The organism is Pseudomonas zanjanensis (assembly GCF_014268745.2).
In the GTDB taxonomy this organism is placed as follows: Bacteria; Pseudomonadota; Gammaproteobacteria; order Pseudomonadales; family Pseudomonadaceae; genus Aquipseudomonas; species Aquipseudomonas zanjanensis.
Genome location: NZ_JABWRB020000003.1, coordinates 270374 through 288543, shown reverse-complemented (window position 1 = coordinate 288543; position 18170 = coordinate 270374). Strand labels below are relative to the sequence as shown.

General features: G+C 62.5%; 16 protein-coding genes. 8 read left to right on the top strand and 8 right to left on the bottom strand.

What is annotated here, in order from left to right; genetic code table 11:
• Nucleotides 1–33: 33 nt before the first annotated feature.
• From HU715_RS21075 to HU715_RS21055, 5 genes are all read right to left on the bottom strand, one after another.
• Nucleotides 34–570 carry a DUF3299 domain-containing protein gene (locus tag HU715_RS21075; protein ID WP_186708246.1) on the bottom strand — a complete coding sequence of 179 codons (537 nt, stop codon included), beginning with the start codon at nt 568–570 and terminating at the stop codon, nt 34–36.
• 89 nt (nt 571–659) lie between these two features.
• Nucleotides 660–905: a GlsB/YeaQ/YmgE family stress response membrane protein gene (locus HU715_RS21070; RefSeq protein ID WP_003187057.1), complete on the bottom strand. Its 246-nt coding sequence runs from the start codon at nt 903–905 to the stop codon at nt 660–662.
• Between the two features lie 102 nt (nt 906–1007).
• The gene (locus tag HU715_RS21065; RefSeq protein WP_186708248.1) at nt 1008–2093 is read right to left on the bottom strand and encodes a 5-(carboxyamino)imidazole ribonucleotide synthase; all 1086 of its coding nucleotides are present in this window, start codon (nt 2091–2093) and stop codon (nt 1008–1010) included.
• A 12-nt stretch (nt 2094–2105) separates the two neighbouring features.
• Entirely contained in the window at nt 2106–2597 is a 492-nt protein-coding gene (gene purE, locus HU715_RS21060; RefSeq protein ID WP_003196369.1) for a 5-(carboxyamino)imidazole ribonucleotide mutase, read from the bottom strand.
• Nucleotides 2598–2927: 330 nt separating this feature from the next.
• Entirely contained in the window at nt 2928–3845 is a 918-nt protein-coding gene (locus HU715_RS21055; RefSeq protein WP_186708250.1) for a LysR substrate-binding domain-containing protein, read from the bottom strand.
• A gap of 178 nt (nt 3846–4023) precedes the next feature.
• Here HU715_RS21055 and aspA point away from each other — a divergent pair, with 178 nt between their 5' ends.
• The 4 genes from aspA to HU715_RS21035 all read left to right on the top strand — a co-directional run bounded on the left by aspA (nt 4024) and on the right by HU715_RS21035 (nt 9734).
• Nucleotides 4024–5448 (top strand): aspartate ammonia-lyase, encoded by a 1425-nt coding sequence (aspA, locus tag HU715_RS21050; RefSeq protein ID WP_186708252.1) that lies wholly within the window; start codon nt 4024–4026, stop codon nt 5446–5448.
• Nucleotides 5449–5936: 488 nt separating this feature from the next.
• A complete protein-coding gene (locus HU715_RS21045; protein ID WP_186708254.1) occupies nt 5937–7388 on the top strand; it encodes an alanine/glycine:cation symporter family protein in 1452 nt (483 codons plus the stop codon).
• A 131-nt stretch (nt 7389–7519) separates the two neighbouring features.
• The gene (locus HU715_RS21040; protein ID WP_186708256.1) at nt 7520–8524 is read left to right on the top strand and encodes an asparaginase; all 1005 of its coding nucleotides are present in this window, start codon (nt 7520–7522) and stop codon (nt 8522–8524) included.
• 217 nt (nt 8525–8741) lie between these two features.
• Nucleotides 8742–9734, top strand: coding sequence for an AraC family transcriptional regulator (locus HU715_RS21035; protein ID WP_186708258.1), 993 nt, complete (start codon nt 8742–8744; stop codon nt 9732–9734).
• Nucleotides 9735–10085: 351 nt separating this feature from the next.
• Here the strand turns inward: HU715_RS21035 and HU715_RS21030 are convergent, their stop codons facing one another.
• Complete coding sequence (locus HU715_RS21030) at nt 10086–10736, bottom strand: HAD family hydrolase (protein WP_186708260.1); 651 nt, start codon at nt 10734–10736, stop codon at nt 10086–10088.
• A gap of 210 nt (nt 10737–10946) precedes the next feature.
• Nucleotides 10947–11492: a gamma carbonic anhydrase family protein gene (locus HU715_RS21025; RefSeq protein ID WP_186708262.1), complete on the bottom strand. Its 546-nt coding sequence runs from the start codon at nt 11490–11492 to the stop codon at nt 10947–10949.
• A gap of 72 nt (nt 11493–11564) precedes the next feature.
• Here HU715_RS21025 and prlC point away from each other — a divergent pair, with 72 nt between their 5' ends.
• From prlC to HU715_RS21010, 3 genes are all read left to right on the top strand, one after another.
• Entirely contained in the window at nt 11565–13643 is a 2079-nt protein-coding gene (gene prlC, locus HU715_RS21020; protein WP_186708264.1) for an oligopeptidase A, read from the top strand.
• Nucleotides 13640–13918: a YheV family putative zinc ribbon protein gene (locus tag HU715_RS21015; protein WP_018600854.1), complete on the top strand. Its 279-nt coding sequence runs from the start codon at nt 13640–13642 to the stop codon at nt 13916–13918. The genes prlC and HU715_RS21015 overlap by 4 nt, the downstream gene beginning before the upstream one ends.
• 116 nt (nt 13919–14034) lie before the next feature.
• On the top strand, nt 14035–16050 hold the full coding sequence (locus HU715_RS21010; protein WP_186708266.1) for a M3 family metallopeptidase: 2016 nt from the start codon (nt 14035–14037) through the stop codon (nt 16048–16050).
• Here HU715_RS21010 and HU715_RS21005 read toward each other — a convergent pair.
• Complete coding sequence (locus HU715_RS21005; protein WP_186708268.1) at nt 16026–16706, bottom strand: phosphatase domain-containing protein; 681 nt, start codon at nt 16704–16706, stop codon at nt 16026–16028. The two genes, HU715_RS21010 and HU715_RS21005, sit on opposite strands and share 25 nt — an antisense overlap.
• 392 nt (nt 16707–17098) lie before the next feature.
• On the opposite strand from HU715_RS21005, the gene HU715_RS21000 reads away from it, so the two are divergent.
• The gene (locus tag HU715_RS21000; RefSeq protein ID WP_186708270.1) at nt 17099–18157 is read left to right on the top strand and encodes a PA0069 family radical SAM protein; all 1059 of its coding nucleotides are present in this window, start codon (nt 17099–17101) and stop codon (nt 18155–18157) included.
• The last annotated feature ends 13 nt before the right edge of the window (nt 18158–18170 follow it).

The window sequence follows — 18170 nt, the reverse complement described above, 5'->3', positions numbered from 1 at the left end:
GCAAGCCCGCTCCCACAAGGGTCCGCGCCAAGCTTATAGATCCGCCTCCTGCACCACCCTCACCTTCTCCGCCTCCAACGCATACGCCGCGCTCGCCAGGTCGTTATCGACCTTTTCGATCTTCAGCGTGCCCGTCACCCAGAGCGGCGTGTAGATGTCATCCAGCTTCAGGCCCTTGGGGTAACGCACCAGCACCAGTTGGTTAGGCGGCGGTGGCGGGACGTGGATGCAGGCGCCAGGGTAGGGCACCAGGAAGAACAGCGTGCTGTGGCCCTTGGCGTCGGTTTCCAGCGGCACCGGGTAACCGCCGATGCGGATGTGCTTGTCGTTCATCGCCGCCACGGTCTTGGTCGAATACATCACCGCCGGCAAGCCCTTGCTTTGCTTCAGGCCACCTTTTTCGGTGAAGGTGCCGTTGGCTTCCGGGGAGTTGTGGTCGATGTCGGGCATGGCCTCGAGGGCTTTCTGGTCCGACTTGGGCATCAGTTCGAGCCAGTCGGTTTCCGGCAGCTCGGCGGCATGGGCCAGGCCGCTGCCCAGCAGAAGAAGGGTCAATACTAGACGGCGCATGAAAGGGCTCGGCAATGAATGAAAAGTGAAACGCCGAGCATTCTAGCCCCCTCAGCTCGCGACGCAGAGGGGGCCTTGATGCATTTGGGTCAGTTTCTTTTGATCAGGCCGTAGATCACCAGCAGCACGATCGCGCCCACCAGGGCCCCGATGAAACCCGCGCCTTGGCCGGCCTGGTAGATGCCCAGGGCCTGGCCGCCGTAAGTGGCTGCCAACGAACCGCCGATACCGAGCAGGATGGTCATGATCCAGCCCATGCTGTCATCGCCCGGTTTCAGGAAGCGTGCCAGCAGGCCAACGATCAAGCCGATAAAAATGGTTCCGATGATTCCCATGGCATTCCCCTCTCATTGAGTCGCTAAGCCAAAGCCCGATCAGGTTTTGGCACTTAGCCATGAGAGAGGTTAGCCGACGAATGGTTCCAACGGTATGACAGATTATTGCTCGGCGATCAGCGTCTCGACCTTGATGATCTGCTGGGCCAGCGTGGCCCGATCAGCGCAGCGCAGGTTGGCGTGGCCGACCTTGCGCCCGACCTTGAACGCCTTGCCATAGTGATGCAGATGGCAGTCGGCGATCGACAGGACTTTCTCGGTGTCCGGCACCTTGCCGATAAAGTTGAGCATCGCGCTTTCGCCGATCTTGGCGGTCGACCCCAGCGGCAGTCCGGCCACCGCCCGCAGGTGGTTTTCGAACTGGCTGCACTCGGCGCCTTCCGTAGTCCAATGCCCGGAGTTGTGGACCCGCGGTGCGATTTCGTTGGCCTTGAGGCCGCCGTCCACTTCAAAGAACTCGAACGCCATCACGCCGACATAGTCGAGCTGCTTGAGCACCCGGCTGGAATAGTCTTCGGCCAAGGCCTGCAACGGGTGATCGGTGCTGGCGACGGACAGCTTGAGGATGCCGTCCTTGTGGGTGTTGTGCACCAGCGGGTAGAAGCGGATTTCACCGTCGCGGGCACGCACGGCGATCAACGAAACTTCCCCAGTGAACGGCACGAAGCCTTCCAACAGGCAGGCCACGCTGCCGAGCTCGGCGAACGTACCGGCCACGTCTTCAGGCTTGCGCAGGACTTTCTGGCCCTTGCCGTCATAACCCAGGGTGCGGGTCTTGAGCACGGCGGGCAGGCCGATGGCCGCGACGGCGGCGTCCAGGTCGGCCTGGGACTGAATGTCGGCGAAGGCCGGCGTCGGGATGCCCAGGTCCTTGAACATGTTCTTTTCGAACCAGCGGTCACGGGCGATCCGCAAGGCTTCGGCGCTCGGGTAGACCGGCACGAACTGGGACAGGAAGGCCACGGTTTCGGCCGGGACGCTTTCGAACTCGAAGGTCACCAGGTCGACTTCATCGGCCAACTGGCGCAGGTGATCCTGGTCGCCGTAGTCGGCCCGCAGGTGTTCACCCAGCGCCGCGGCACAGGCGTCCGGCGCCGGGTCCAGGAAAGCGAAGTTCATCCCCAGCGGCGTACCTGCCAGGGCCAACATGCGACCCAACTGGCCGCCACCGATTACACCGATCTTCATTCGTCAACAACCTCAGGCAATGCGTGGGTCTGGATTGTCCAGGACGCTGTCTGTCTGCTCAGCGCGGAATTTTTTCAGCACGGTATGAAATTGTGGATGCTTGGCGCCCAGGATGCTCGCCGACAGCAGGGCCGCATTGATCGCGCCGGCCTTGCCGATGGCCAGGGTCGCAACCGGAATACCGGCGGGCATCTGCACGATCGACAACAACGAATCAACGCCCGAGAGCATCGACGATTGGACCGGCACGCCCAGCACCGGCAAGTGGGTCTTGGCCGCGCACATGCCCGGCAGGTGGGCCGCGCCACCGGCACCGGCGATGATCACCTCGATGCCACGCGCTTCGGCCTCTTCGGCGTACTGGAACAGCAGGTCCGGGGTACGGTGGGCAGAGACCACTTTCACCTCGTAAGGGATGCCGAGCTTTTCCAGCATATCGGCGGTGTGGCTAAGGGTGGACCAATCGGACTTGGAGCCCATGATCACGCCAACCAGTGCACTCATCGTCGTGCCTCTTCTCTCTGGGCGCCCGCAGGCGCGTCAAAAAACAACAAGCCACGCAGGAAACCGGCGTGGCTTGTTGTACGAATGATGGCCGGGCGAACCGACCGAAGGCCGGGCAGTATACCGAAAATGGTGGGTTAAACGCACTTTCGCCGACCATCTGTCATTTGCGCTGAAGCGGCGGTTTTATTGACTCGCAGGTCAGCGTCGGAACACCACAAATCCCCTGTGGGAGCTTGCTCGCGAATGCGGTGTGTCAGTCGCCACCTTCTGAGCTGACACACCGCATTCGCGAGCAAGCCCGCTCCCACAAAGGGTTCTGCGTTGGTTTCAGGATCCGACAGCACCCTGCGCCACACCGCCTTCAAGCTTGCGCCACAACAACCGCACATTGGCCTTGCGCACCAGGGCGCAGCGGTACAGGCGGATCTCCAGGGGCACATGCCATTGCGTGCCGCCGCAAATCACCAGTTCGCCCCGGGCCAGTTCGGCGCGTACGCTCAGGTGCGGTACCCAGGCGATGCCCAGGCCTTCCAGGGCCATGCTTTTCAGGCTGTCGGCCATGGCCGTTTCGTAGATCGTGGTGAAACGCAGCGCCCGCTGGCGCAGCAACTGGTTGACCGAACGCCCGAGGAACGCCCCGGCGCTGTAGGCCAGCAACGGCACGCTGGCCTCGCCTTCAAGGTCGAACAGCGGGTTGCCGTTGGCATCGGCGGCGCACACCGGGAGCATTTCGGTCTGGCCCAAGTGCAGCGATGGGAAGATTTCCGGGTCCATCTGCATGGCCGAATCCGGGTCGTAGAAGGCCAGCATCAAATCGCAGCCGCCCTCGCGCAAGGCGTGGACCGCATCGCCGACGTTGGTCGCCACCAGGCGCGTGGCGATGTTCATCCCTTCGTTGCGCAGTTGCGCGATCCAGCGCGGGAAGAAGCCCAGCGCCAGGGAGTGGGCGGCGGCCACCTGGATGACTTCGCCCTGCCCGCCTTCCAAGTGATGCAAATGGCGCAGCACTTCGCCCAGTTGCTCCACCACCGTACGCGCCGTCACCAGGAACAACTGCCCCGCCGCCGTCAGCTCGACGGGCGTACGTGAACGGTTGACCAGGGTCAGCCCCAGCGCCGCCTCAAGGCTGCGGATGCGTCGGCTGAACGCCGGCTGCGTCACGAAACGCCGCTCGGCCGCCTGGGAAAAACTGCGAGTAGCGGCCAGGGCACTGAAGTCCTCAAGCCATTTGCTTTCAAGATTCATCACGCCTCCCTACACGCACCAAAACAGGTCACACGTTCGCCGCACCGTCGGCGTCACACCGGCATTATGCCGAATATGCATAGGCCAGTGTTTAACAGCATTGGCCCTATTTTTCCCCAGAGCCTAGGATCCACAGCGTTCCGGCACAGACCGGGTCCATATCGAGATGATTTCCGTCATGTCCTCCGCTGCATCATTCCGCACAGAAAAAGACCTGCTTGGCGTACTCGAAGTACCGGCGCAAGCGTATTACGGCATCCAGACCCTACGAGCGGTAAACAACTTCCGTCTCTCCGGCGTCCCGATCTCGCATTACCCGAAGCTGGTGGTCGGCCTGGCAATGGTCAAACAGGCCGCCGCTGACGCCAACCGCGAACTTGGCCAGCTCAGCGAAGCCAAGCACGCTGCCATCAGTGAAGCCTGTGCACGTTTGATCCGCGGCGATTTCCACGAAGAATTCGTGGTGGACATGATCCAGGGCGGCGCCGGCACGTCGACCAACATGAACGCCAACGAAGTCATCGCCAACATCGCGCTGGAGGCCATGGGCCACCAGAAAGGCGAGTACCAGTACCTGCACCCCAACAACGACGTGAACATGGCGCAGTCCACCAACGACGCCTACCCGACCGCGATCCGCCTGGGTCTGCTGCTGGGTCACGACGCGTTGCTGGCCAGCCTCGACAGCCTGATCCAGGCGTTCGCGGCCAAGGGTGAAGAATTCAGCCACGTCCTGAAAATGGGCCGCACCCAGCTGCAGGACGCCGTGCCGATGACCCTCGGCCAGGAATTCCGCGCCTTCGCCACCACCCTGAGCGAAGACCTGGCACGCCTGAAAACCCTGGCGCCTGAGCTGCTCACCGAAGTGAACCTGGGCGGCACCGCCATCGGCACCGGCATCAACGCCGACCCGCGCTACCAGGCCTTGGCCGTACAGCGCCTGGCAACCATCAGCGGCCAGCCGCTGGTCCCGGCCGCCGACCTGATCGAAGCCACCTCCGACATGGGCGCCTTCGTGCTGTTCTCCGGCATGCTCAAGCGCACCGCGGTCAAGCTGTCGAAGATCTGCAACGACCTGCGCCTGCTGTCCAGCGGCCCACGCACCGGCATCAACGAAATCAACCTGCCGGCCCGCCAGCCAGGCAGCTCGATCATGCCCGGCAAGGTCAACCCGGTGATCCCGGAAGCGGTCAACCAGGTGGCGTTCCAGATCATCGGCAACGACCTGGCCCTGACCATCGCGGCTGAAGGCGGCCAACTGCAACTGAACGTGATGGAACCGCTGATCGCCTTCAAGATCTTCGACTCGATCCGCCTGCTGCAACGGGCCATGGACATGCTGCGCGAGCACTGCATCGTCGGCATCACCGCCAACGAAGCGCGCTGCCGTGAGCTGGTCGAGCACTCGATCGGCCTGGTCACCGCCCTGAACCCGTACATCGGCTATGAAAACGCCACCCGTATCGCCCGCATCGCCCTGGAAAGTGGCCGCGGCGTACTGGAACTGGTGCGCGAAGAAGGTTTGCTCGACGACGCCATGCTCGACGACATCCTGCGCCCGGAAAACATGATTGCTCCGCGTCTGGTCCCGCTCAAAGCGTGATCGACACGGCCACCGCTCACCAGGTCGAGGGACTAGACACCTCTCACCTTTTGAGGGCTTGGGGATCTTCCCCAAGCCCTTTTTTTAATTGATAGCCGCCAAGGATGACTGAATCTGTGGGAAGGAACCTGCTCGCGATAAACGACGACGCGCTGCCCGTTGTAAACCGCGTCGCCAGCCAACGCGAGCAGGCTCGTCCCCACAAGAACCTGACCGGAAGGCCAGGTGTTTCAAAGGGTCCGCTTCGTCGGACGCACCACAACTGTGCAGACGGGCACCGCACTGATAGGTATAGTGCCGCCCCTCTTCGCATGAGCGGTCGTCCGCAACGAGACCTTTAAACATGCGAAAACCGAACTAATAACAAACCCGCGAAAATGGACCGGGACGAAACTCCGCCTCACCTGTCAGGCCGCGCGCCGACCGATGTAACGCGATGTTTCCAAATGGCCAGCATTTGCTTAAACAAAAAACAGCGAGGAATACTCATGCTCGAAGTCATCAACGACTTCCTATCAGGGAAAGTGCTGATCGTGCTCATTGTCGGGCTCGGTGGCTACTTCACGATCCGCTCGCGTTTCGTCCAGTTCCGTCACTTCTTCCACATGTTCACGGTGTTCCGTGACAGCCTGAAAAGCAGCACTGACCAGCTCAGCTCCTTCCAGGCCCTGATGCTCAGCCTGGCCGGCCGTGTCGGCGCGGGCAACATCGCCGGTGTCGGCATCGCCGTGACCCTCGGTGGTCCTGGTGCGGTGTTCTGGATGTGGGTGACCGCGCTGGTCGGCATGTCCAGCAGCTTCTTCGAATGCTCCCTCGGCCAGCTCTACAAGCGCTGCGACTCCGAAGGCCAGTACCGTGGCGGCCCGTCCTATTACATCCAGCACGGCCTGCAGAAACGCTGGCTGGGCATGATCATGGCATTCCTGTTGTTGGTGACCTTCGGCTTCGCCTTCAACGGCCTGCAAGCCCACGCGGTCACCCACTCCCTGAACAACGCCTTCGGCTTTGACACCACCTACACCGGCCTGGGCCTGGCGGTGCTGCTGGGCCTGGTGTTCATCGGTGGGATCAAGCGTATCGCCAAGGTTGCCGACCTGCTGGTTCCGGTCAAGACCCTGGCGTACATCGGCGTGACCCTCTACGTGATCGTGCTGCAGTTCGAACATGTACCGGACATGCTGGCGACCATCGTCAGAAGCGCCTTCGGTCTGGACCAGGCCTTCGGCGGCCTGATCGGCAGCGCCATCGTCATGGGCGTCAAGCGTGGCGTGTTCGCCAACGAAGCCGGCCTGGGCAGTGCGCCTAACGTTGCCGCCGTCGCGTCGGTCGAGCACCCGGTCGCCCAGGGCGTGGTCCAGGCGTTCAGCGTATTCCTGGACACCTTCGTGATCTGCACCTGCACCGCGCTGCTGATCCTGCTGTCGGGCTTCTACACCCCAGGTTTCGAAGGCGACGGCATTGCCCTGACCCAGAACTCCCTGGCGGCGGTCGTGGGTGACTGGGGCCGGATATTCATCTCTGTGGCCCTGTCGTTGTTCGTGTTCACCTCGATCCTCTACAACTACTACCTGGGCGAGAACAACCTGCGCTTCATGATCGGTGACAATCGCAAGGTCCTGATGGGCTACCGTGCGCTGGTCCTGGTCCTGATTTTCTGGGGTGCCATCGAAAACCTCGGCACCGTGTTCGCGTTCGCCGACATCACCATGACCCTGCTGGCGTTCGTGAACCTGATCGCGCTGTTCCTGTTGTTCAAGGTCGGCATGCGCATCCTGCGTGACTACGATGACCAGCGTGCGGCCGGCATCAAGGTCCCTGTGTTCGACTCCAGCAAGTTCCCGGACCTGGACCTGGACCGCAACGCATGGCCAGCCACCCCGTCGGCACCGGTTGCCAAACCTGACGCCGCGACTGCCGGCGTGGCCGCAGCGCAACGCTGAGCCGCAGGCTGATGTAAAAAACCGGGCGCATCCCCTGCGCCCGGCGTGACACAGCGTAAGGTCGGCGTCATGCTCGGCCTTATGTTGTGGCGGCTGACCCAAGCCGCCGTTTTCGTCCTCGGAGAACAACCATGAATTCCTTGACCTACCCTGCCGCCCAGCACGTCATGGTGCTCTACACCGGCGGCACCATCGGCATGCAAGCCAGCGCCCACGGCCTGGCCCCGGCATCCGGTTTCGAAGCGCGGATGCGCGACTACCTGCACAGCCAGCCCGAACTCGTCATACCGCAATGGCGCTTCCGGGAGATGTCGCCGCTGATCGACAGCGCCAACATGACCCCAGCCTATTGGCAGCAACTGCGCGAAGCGGTGGTCGACGCCGTGGATGTGCAGGGCTGCGACAGCGTGTTGATCCTGCATGGCACCGACACCCTGGCCTATAGCGCGGCGGCGATGAGCTTCCAACTGCTGGGCCTGCATGCGCGGGTCTGCTTCACCGGCTCGATGCTGCCCGCCGGCGTGACCGACAGCGACGCCTGGGAAAACCTCGGCGGTGCCCTGGTTGCCCTCGGCCAGGGCCTGGCGCCGGGCGTGCACCTGTACTTCCACGGTGAGCTGCTGGCGCCGACCCGTTGCGCGAAAGTACGCAGCTTCGGTCGCCACCCATTCAAGCGCCTGGAACGCCAGGGCGGCGGCACCCCGGCGCCGGCCCTGCCGGCGCAGTTGAATTACAACCAGCCCAAGCAATTGGCGAACATCGCGGCGCTGCCGCTGTTTCCCGGCATCAGCGCCCAGGTGCTCGATGGTCTATTGGGCAGCGGTATCCAGGGCCTGGTGCTGGAGTGCTACGGCAGCGGCACCGGGCCGAGCGACAACCCGGCCTTCCTCGCCAGCCTCGAGCGGGCGCGGGACAGCGGTGTGGTGGTGGTGGCGGTGACCCAATGTCATGAAGGTGGCGTTGAGCTGGACGTGTACGAAGCCGGCAGTCGCTTGCGCGGTGTCGGCGTGCTGTCCGGTGGCGGCATGACCCGCGAGGCCGCGTTCGGCAAATTGCAGGCGTTGATTGGCGCCGGGCTGCCGGTGGAAGAGGTTCGGCGGCTGGTAGAACTGGACCTGTGTGGCGAGCTGAGCTGATCCGAACCTGCATCAACTTGTGGTGAGGGGCTTTTGTGGCGAGGGAGCTTGCTCCCGCTCGGTCGCGCAGCGGCCGCAAGCTTTCGTGGGCCGCTTCGCCCGAAGCGTCGGACCAGCCCAGCGGGAGCAAGCTCCCTCGCCACAAAAGCGACGTCATGCCAAAGTACCCGGCATATAACTTGCTCCGTCTCCAGCCTACCCCAGGCTGGAAACGGACATGCTGCATTCCCACCTCACTACCCTCAACGCCGTCTCGCTGGTACTGAGCACCTTAAAAAACGAAGGACTGTCCAGCGATGCCTTGTTGGCCGGCAGCGGCATCAGCGCCGCGGACCTGAGCCGGGCCGATACGCGCATCACCACCAACCAGGAGATGCAGGTCTGCGCCAACGCCGTGGCCCTCAAGCGCGACATCGGCCTGGAGCTGGGCCTGCGCATGCACGTTTCGTCCTACGGCATGCTCGGCTATGCCCTGCTCACCAGTGCCACCTTAGGTGACGCCTTGCGCCTGGCACTGCGCTATCCGGCGCTATTGGGAACACTCTTCGAGCTGAACCTGGACGATGACGGCGAGCACATCTGGTTCAGCGCCAGCGACTATCGGGAGAATCCGGCCCTGGCGGTGTTCAATGCCGAGTTCTGCATGGTTTCGCTGAAGGTGATCTGCAATGACCTCCTCGGCCATGCACTGCCCTTGCACGCCGCGCGCTTTGAACATCCGGCGCCCGATTACCAGGCGCGCTACACCGCACTCTTCGATTGCCCGGTGCGCTTCGACAGCGTCGATAACGCGTTTTCCTTCGACCGCCACTGGCTCGAACAACCCTTGCCCCTGGCCGACCCCATCACCCATCACGCCATGGCCGAACGCTGCCGCCGGCAGAACACCGAATTCACCGGACGCCAGGCCTGGCTAGGAAGGATCCGCCAGTTGCTCGACGCCCAACTGAACGCAGCCCCCGGCCTGGAAGGCTTGGCCGAGCAAATGAACTGCTCGGCGCGCACCTTGCGGCGGCACCTCAAGGACCTGGGCTGCAGCTATCAGGAACTGCTGGACGAACTGCGCTTCGAACGAGCCAAGCAGATGCTTTGCGAGGACCAATTGCCGATCCATCGAATCGCCGAACGACTGGGCTTCAGCGAAACCGCCAGCTTCCGCCATGCCTTCGTGCGCTGGAGCGGCGTGGCGCCCAGCCAGTTCAGGGCCTGAACTGTCGCGTTCATCTATACCCCCTGTGCGGGCGGGGATCTGGCTAACCCTGTTTGGTCCGGGGACATGGTTAACACCTGTGGCGAGGGAGCTTGCTCCCGCTGGGCTGCGCAGCAGCCCCAAAAAAGACAACTCATTTCCACAGACAAACCGCATCAGCGAGCTTACGACGGCTGCGCCGCCGAGCGGGAGCAAGCTCCCTCGCCACGATAGTGTTGTCTTGAGGCCAGGGATGTTTGTGCTGCCGCCATCGCGAGCAAGCTCGCTCCCACAGGGGTTTGGCGGTGGGCACCCGTATTGTGGACGTCTCGGAAAAATGTGGGAGCGAGCTTGCTCGCGATGGCCATCTAGTCAACGCCGCAGAAACGCCTGATGCAACGCATCCACCGTCTGGAAGTGATACGCCGGGCCCTCGGCGCTGAGTTCTTCGTGGCTGCCAAACCCATACCCCACCGCCGCGGCATCCAGGCCATTGCTGCGGGCGCCGATCAGGTCGTGCTTGCGGTCGCCGATCATCAGGGTGCTGGCCGGGTCGAGGCTTTCTTCGGCCAGCAGGTGGGCGATCAGCTCGACTTTGTCAGTGCGGGTGCCGTCCAGTTCGCTGCCGTAGATCACCTTGAAGTGCCGGGCGAAGTCGAAATGGCGGGCGATTTCCCGGGCGAAGACCCAGGGCTTGGAAGTGGCGATGTACAGCTGGCGCCCTTGGCCGCCCAAGGTTTCCAGAAGCGGCATTACGCCGTCGAAGACCCGGTTCTCATAAAGGCCGGTGACCTTGAAGCGCTCACGATAGAAATTCACCGCCTCCCAGGCCTTCGCTTCGTCGAAGTCATAGAACTGCATGAAGGCCTGCAACAACGGCGGGCCGATGAAATGTTCGAGGCGGGTCAGGTCGGGTTCGTCGATGCCCAGCTTGGCCAAGGCGAACTGGATCGAACGGGTGATGCCTTCACGGGGGTCGGTGAGGGTGCCGTCGAGGTCGAAGAGTACGGTCTGGTAGTGCATGGCTGTTCCTGCGTGGTCATGCAGTTCACTCAACAGGCTTGAATGAAACTGTGGCGAGGGGATTTATCCCCGCTGGGCTGCGCAGCAGCCCCCAAAAAATTGAATGTAACAAACCTGACACGCTGTGCTGGCAGGGTTTGGGGCTGCTGCGCAGCCCAGCGGGGATAAATCCCCTCGCCACAATGGTTCATTCGACATCTTGGGGGGGATTCAAGGCTGGTCGTAACCTTCGGCCAGATGCAAGTCCTTGAGCTTCACGTAGTTCGCCGCGCTGTAGGTGAAGAACGCGCGCTCCTTGTCCGTCAGCGGCCGCACCTGCTTCACCGGGCTGCCCACGTACAAAAAGCCGCTGTCCAGGCGCTTGCCCGGCGGTACGAGGCTGCCGGCGCCGATGATCACATCGTCTTCGACCACCGCGCCGTCCATGACGATGCTGCCCATGCCGATCAGGATCCGGCTGCCCACCGAGCAGCCATGGAGCATGACCTTGTGGGCGATGGTCACGTCGTCGCCGATCAGCAACGGGAAGCCATCCGGATTGAAGGGGCCGGCGTGGGTGATGTGCAGCACGCAACCATCCTGGACGCTGGTGCGCGCACCGATACGGATGCGGTGCATGTCGCCACGAATGACCGTCAGCGGCCAGACGGAGCTGTCTTCGCCGATCTCGACGTCGCCGATCACCACCGCGGTGCTGTCGACAAACGCCCCACGGGCAAGCTTCGGGCTGTGGTTCTGGTACGTGCGAAGGGTCACGATAGGCTCTCTCTTATCCGGTGATAGGCGCTGCTAGCTGCGGTGAGCGTCGATTGTAATTAAGATGGGCCGATGTTTCTTCCAGCCAAGGTGTCGACCGTGAGCGTGAACAACCCTCTTTTGCAGCCCTATGACCTACCGCCATTCTCGGCGATCCGTGCCGAGCACGTGCAACCGGCCATCGAGCAGATCCTGGCGGACAACCGTGCGGCCATCGCCGAAATCCTCAAGACCCAAGTCCAACAGCCTACCTGGGCCGGCCTGGTGTTGGCGATGGACGAGCTCAATGATCGTCTCGGCGCGGCCTGGAGCCCGGTCAGCCATTTGAACGCCGTGCGCAACAGCCCGGAACTGCGCGAGGCCTACGAGGCCTGCCTGCCGGCGCTGAGTGCCTATTCCACCGAGCTGGGCCAGAACCGCGAGCTGTTCCAGGCCTTCGAAGCCCTGGCGAACAGCCCGGAGGCGGCCGGTTTCGACGTGGCGCAGAAAACCATCCTGGAACATTCCCTGCGGGATTTCCGCCTGTCGGGCATCGACCTGCCGCCCGAGCAACAGAAGCGCTACGCCGAAGTGCAGAGCAAACTGTCCGAGCTGGGCAGCCGCTTCTCCAATCAACTGCTGGACGCGACCCAGGCCTGGACCAAGCACGTCACTGACGAAGCCGCCCTCGCCGGCCTGACCGACTCGGCCAAGGCGCAAATGGCCGCCGCTGCCCAGGCCAAGGAACTGGACGGCTGGCTGATCAACCTGGAATTCCCTAGCTACTACGCGGTGATGACCTACGCCGAAGACCGCGCCCTGCGCGAAGAAGTCTACGCCGCCTACTGCACCCGCGCCTCGGACCAAGGCCCGAATGCCGGCCAGAACGACAACGGCCCGGTGATGGAACAGATCCTCGACCTGCGCCAGGAACTGGCCCATTTGCTCGGTTTCGCTAACTTCGCCGAGTTGAGCCTGGCAACCAAGATGGCCGAATCCAGCGATCAGGTCCTCAGTTTCCTGCGTGACCTGGCCAAGCGCAGCAAGCCGTTCGCCGCCCTAGACCTGGAACAGCTCAAAGCCTATGCCGCCGAGCAGGGCTGCCCCGACCTGCAAAGCTGGGACAGCGGTTTCTACGGCGAAAAACTGCGCCAACAGCGCTACAGCGTGGCCCAGGAAGCCCTGCGCGCCTACTTCCCGATCGACAAGGTACTGAGCGGCCTGTTCGCCATTGTGCAGCGCCTCTATGGCATCGAGATCGCCGAACTGAAAGGCTTCGACAGCTGGCACCCGGACGTGCGCCTGTTCGAAATCAAGGAGAACGGCCAGCACGTCGGCCGCTTCTTCTTCGACCTCTACGCCCGCGCCAACAAGCGTGGCGGTGCCTGGATGGACGGTGCCCGCGACCGTCGTCGCACCTTCGACGGCGTCCTGCAAAGCCCGGTCGCCAACCTGGTGTGCAACTTCACCCCGGCCGACAGCGGCAAGCCCGCGCTGCTGACCCACGATGAAGTCACCACCCTGTTCCACGAATTCGGCCATGGCCTGCACCACCTGCTGACCCGCGTCGAACACGCCGGTGTGTCCGGCATCAACGGCGTGGCCTGGGATGCCGTGGAGCTGCCGAGCCAGTTCATGGAAAACTGGTGCTGGGAACCCGAAGGCCTGGCGCTGATTTCCGGCCACTACGAAACCGGCGAACCGCTGCCCCAGGACCTGCTGGAAAAAATGCTCGCGGCGAAAAACTTCCAGTCCGGCCTGATGATGGTCCGTCAGTTGGAGTTCTCGCTGTTCGACTTCGAACTGCACGCCACCCACGGCGATGGCCGCAGCGTTCTGCAAGTGCTCGAAGGCGTGCGTGACGAGGTCTCCGTCATGCGTCCGCCGGCCTACAACCGCTTCCCCAACAGCTTTGCGCACATTTTCGCCGGCGGCTACGCGGCGGGTTACTACAGCTACAAATGGGCGGAAGTGCTCTCGGCCGATGCCTTCTCCAAATTCGAAGAAGACGGCGTGCTCAACGCCGACACCGGGCGCGCCTTCCGCGAGGCAATCCTGGCCCGTGGCGGTTCCCAGGAACCGATGGTGCTGTTCGTCGACTTCCGTGGCCGTGAGCCATCGATTGACGCACTCTTGCGCCATAGCGGCCTGACCGAGGACGCGGCAGCATGAGTGAGGGGCCTGTGATTACCAAGCGACGCTTTATCGCCGGGGCGGTCTGCCCGGCCTGCAGCGAGCCGGACAAGTTGATGATGTGGAACGAAGACGGCGTGCCGCACCGCGAATGCGTGGCCTGCGGTTATTCCGACACACTCAACGAGCAAGGCCTGTCGGTGCCCAAGGAATTGGGCACCCGGGTCAACACCTCGGCGCTCAAGGCGCCGGACGCAAAAGTCCAGGCGGTGCAGTTTTTCCCCAACCCCAAGTTGAAGAAAAAAACCGACTGACAACTTTGGCATTACCTTCCGGGCCGCCCGGCCCGGAAGCGATAACTATGTACCGCAGCGCCAATCGCCTTCCTGCCCAGACTGCCGTGACACGTCCAGACTGACAGGAAGTCTCCATGCGCCACGCTGATAACCCACTGCTGCAGGCCTATGACCTGCCGCCGTTTTCCGACATTAAAGCCGAACACTTTTCCCCGGCCCTCGACCAGATCATCATCGAAAGCCGCGCCAAAGTAGCCGAGATCATCCGGACTCAAGCACCTTTTCCCACCTGGGACGACCTGGTGTTGGCCATGGATGAAATCCATGCGCGACTCAGGGGGTTCGGTTATGTGCTGGAGCGCCTGGCATCCACCAGTACCGCAGACGCCTGGAAGCAGGCTTCGCTCGACTGCACCCCACGCTTGCAGCAGTTCAAGCGGTCGCTAAAACAGAACCCCGAGCTCTTCCAACTCTATCAACGCTTGGCGGACAGCGAGATCGCCAAGCATTTCTCCTCAGTGAGAAAGCGGACCCTGGAAAAGATCCTCAGGCAATTTCGCCGCAACGGGCTGGGGTCCGATTCGCAGCCGGCCTTGGAGGATTTGCAACTGCGCATCCAAGGCGCCCGGAGCCTGTTCCAGGAACATTTGCATGAGGCCAACAAAGCCTGGAGCCGAACATTTGATGATCAAACCCAATTGGGTGGCCTGCCGCTTGCCTTCAGGCAGCGCATGGCCGAGCAGGCCCGTGAACAGGGGCGCACGGGATGGTTGTTGACCCTCGATGAAGAATCGTTTCGTATCGTCATGCGTTACGCGGACGATGCCGTGCTGCGCAAGCAGGTGTATGTCGCCTACAGCACGCGCGCGTCCGATCAAGGGCCACATGCCGGCGTGTACGACAACGGCGATGTGCTGTGGCAGTTGCTCAGGGATCGTCATGAGTTGGCCACCCTGCTGGGCTATTCGAGTTACGCTCAGTTGGCGCTCGAACCGGAACAAGCCCAGTCGCCGGAAGAGGTCCAGACGTTCCTGCAAGGCCTGCTGGAACAGCAGCAAAGCGTGTTTATCCGCGACAGCGCGCAGTTGGAGGCATTTGCCCAAGCCCAGGGTTTCAGCGGGTTGCAGCCATGGAACTATCAATACCTGGCACAAAAGCTTCGCCAGCAAATGACCGGCGTCTCGGAACAGACCGTCAGCGCCTGGTTCGAGTTGGAATCGACCTTTTCACGGATGCTGCTGGTCGCCCGGGACCTGTTCGGCGTGGACATCATCGAACGTCGGGACGTGGCGACCTGGCACCCGCAGGTGCGTCTTCTTGAAGTTTTCGAACGGGGCGAGCTTCTGGGCTATCTCTATTTCGATCCGTTCGAGGACCCGAATCAGGAAAGCTTTCCCAATACCTCCACCCTGCGAAACCGCCGCATCACCGCCGAAGGCCGACCTCGCTATCCGATCGCCACGCTGCACGGCTGGCTGCCGCGGGGTTCACGTGCCAGCCCGGTGCTGCTTGATCATCTGCAACTGCGAATGCTTTTTCACGAATTGGGCCACTGTTTGCACCATGTGCTGAGCCGGGTCGAATATCGCGCTGTTTCGGGTATTTCCGAGCTGTCCCGGGATTCGGCGGAATTCGCTGGCGTACTGCTCGAACAATGGTGCTTCACCAAGCAATGCCTGGTGCGCCTGTCCAGGCATCACCAAACCGGGGCGCCCCTGCCCGATGCCATTGCCGATCAGTTGCTGGCTTATCTCGACACCCAGACCAGTTGGGATACAGCCGCGTTCTTGCGCGATGCGTTGTTCGACATGGAGCTGCACCGCAGCCATGGCGACGGACGAACGGCCCAGCAGGTCTTCGATCAAATCAACGCACAGGTCGGACATCTGCCCGTGTTCGCGAACGAACGTTGGCCCAATGGCCTGGACTACATCGTCACGGGCTACGCCGCCGGCATCTACGCCTATGCCTGGTCGAAACAACTGGCCGACACGGTGTTCAAGCGATTCAAGCGCAACGGGCTGTTCGATAGGCAAACGTGCAAGGCATTACGCGAGACGATATTCGAACGGGGCGATTCACGGCCGCTGTCCGAATCCATCACCGCGTTCTTGCAGGCGACCGATCAGCGTGCAGGCACCAGCGCCTGAGGGTCGAGGGGACGTGTCGTCGTGGTCGAGTTGACCCAACTTTCCAGGGAGCAAAGGGCAAAGACGCTGGTGCTGCAATCGCCGTTCGCCAACGCCACGCGGAGTTTGTCGACATCGGCCTGCATCATGTAGCGCACGCCGTCCTTGAAATGATGGCTGTCGCCGAAGCCACCTTCGGTCATTTCATTCAACGCGTCCTCTTTGCTCCAGCCCTGCACCACCACCCGGTACATGGCGGCCACCAGCCCGGTGCGGTCCGAGCCGTGCTTGCAGTGCATCAGCACCGGCCCCTTGGCTTCGGCCGCCTGGACGGCACGCAAGGCCCTGAGTATGTCGCTGTCATCGACATGATTGGTGCGGTAGGGCAACTGCACCTGCTCGATGCCGGGGGTGGACAGCCAGCGCTTGTCCGACTGCGGCAGGAAGGTGATGACCGTGCCGATCCGCAGCTTCGTCAGCAAAGGCACGGCACCGCCGTCTGGCAGGGAGCTGCGATAGAGGGTCGGTGACATCTGGTAGAGGTTGTAGTCCTTTTCCACCGGCTGCGCCCATTCAGCGGGCCTGGTCTCGGCAACCTCGCCCGCCTGGGCCGCCGGGTCGGCAAGTATCACGAGCAAGGCCAGGCTGAACAGCGAATGAAAACAGAGCTTGAGCATCAGGAGGCGACCGATAACCAGGGAATGTGGTGACGATCAGTTTCGGTTCGCCCCGGTTAAAACTCCGTGAGCAGGACGTCAAAGCGTCGTGAATGTCGTAATGCCGTTCACTTAAGAAAAATGATGACCCTGTGGCGAGGGAGCTTGCTCCCGCTCGGCTGCGAAGCAGTCGTAAACCGGCGGGTGCGGTGTGTCTGATACGCCGCAACTGGCAGGTTTTGGGGCCGCTTCGCGGCCCAGCGGGAGCAAGCTCCCTCGCCACGGGTTTGTCGATTGCCTTAAGTGAACAGCATTGCGTGAATGTCGGCTTTGTTCCGTGACCCGCCCAATGGCACTGGCCTGAACCGCAATCAGCGAATACTGTATGCACATACAGCCTTCGGAGTATTCCCATGCCTGCCTCCCTTCCACCTCGCGGCCGCGGCACCGCGACCAACCCGCACAACCGCTTCGCCCCGAATCGCTCGGTGGTCGAGGATGACGGCTGGTACCAGGAAGTCCCGCCGACCCAGGGCACCGAAGTGCGCATCGAAACGGCGAAGACCATCATTACCCGCAACACCTCGTCCGATATCCCATTCGACCGCTCGATCAACCCGTACCGAGGCTGTGAACACGGCTGCATCTACTGCTATGCGCGGCCCAGCCATGCCTATTGGGACCTGTCGCCAGGGCTGGATTTCGAAACGAAGCTGATCGCCAAGACCAATGCCGCCGACGTGCTGGAGGAGCAATTGTCCCGGCGCGGCTATCAATGCGCGCCGATCGCACTGGGCTCCAACACCGACCCCTATCAGCCGATCGAACGGGAACAACGGATAACCCGGCGGATCCTCGAGGTGCTGCTGCGTTATCGGCATCCGGTGACCATCGTCACCAAGGGCTCGCTGATCCTGCGCGACCTGGACCTGCTGACCGAACTGGCACAGCAACGCCTGGTGCACGTGATGATCAGCCTCACCACCCTGGACGATGAGCTCAAGCGCATTCTCGAACCCCGGGCGGCGGCGCCCAAGGCGCGGCTGCGGGCGATCAAGGTCATGCGTGAGGCAGGCATCAACGTGGGCGTGCTCTGCGCACCGATGATCCCGATGATCAACGACAGCGAGATCGAGAGCCTGCTGACCGAAGCCCACGCCGCCGGCGCGCAGAATGCCGCCTACGTGATGCTGCGCCTGCCGCTGGAAGTCGCGCCGCTGTTCGAGGAGTGGCTGCAGGCGCACTACCCGCAACGCGCCGCCCATGTACTGAGCCTGGTGCGCCAGAGCCGCGGTGGCGAGCTGTATGACAGCCGCTTCGGTGCGCGAATGCGCGGCGAAGGCCCGTTCGCCGACCTGCTGGCCCAGCGCTTCGCCAAGGCACTCAAGCGCCTGGGACTGGAGCGACGCGACGGATACAATCTCGATTGCGCTGCCTTCTGTCCGCCGGGCCGACAGATGTCGTTGATTTGATTAAAGTTGACCC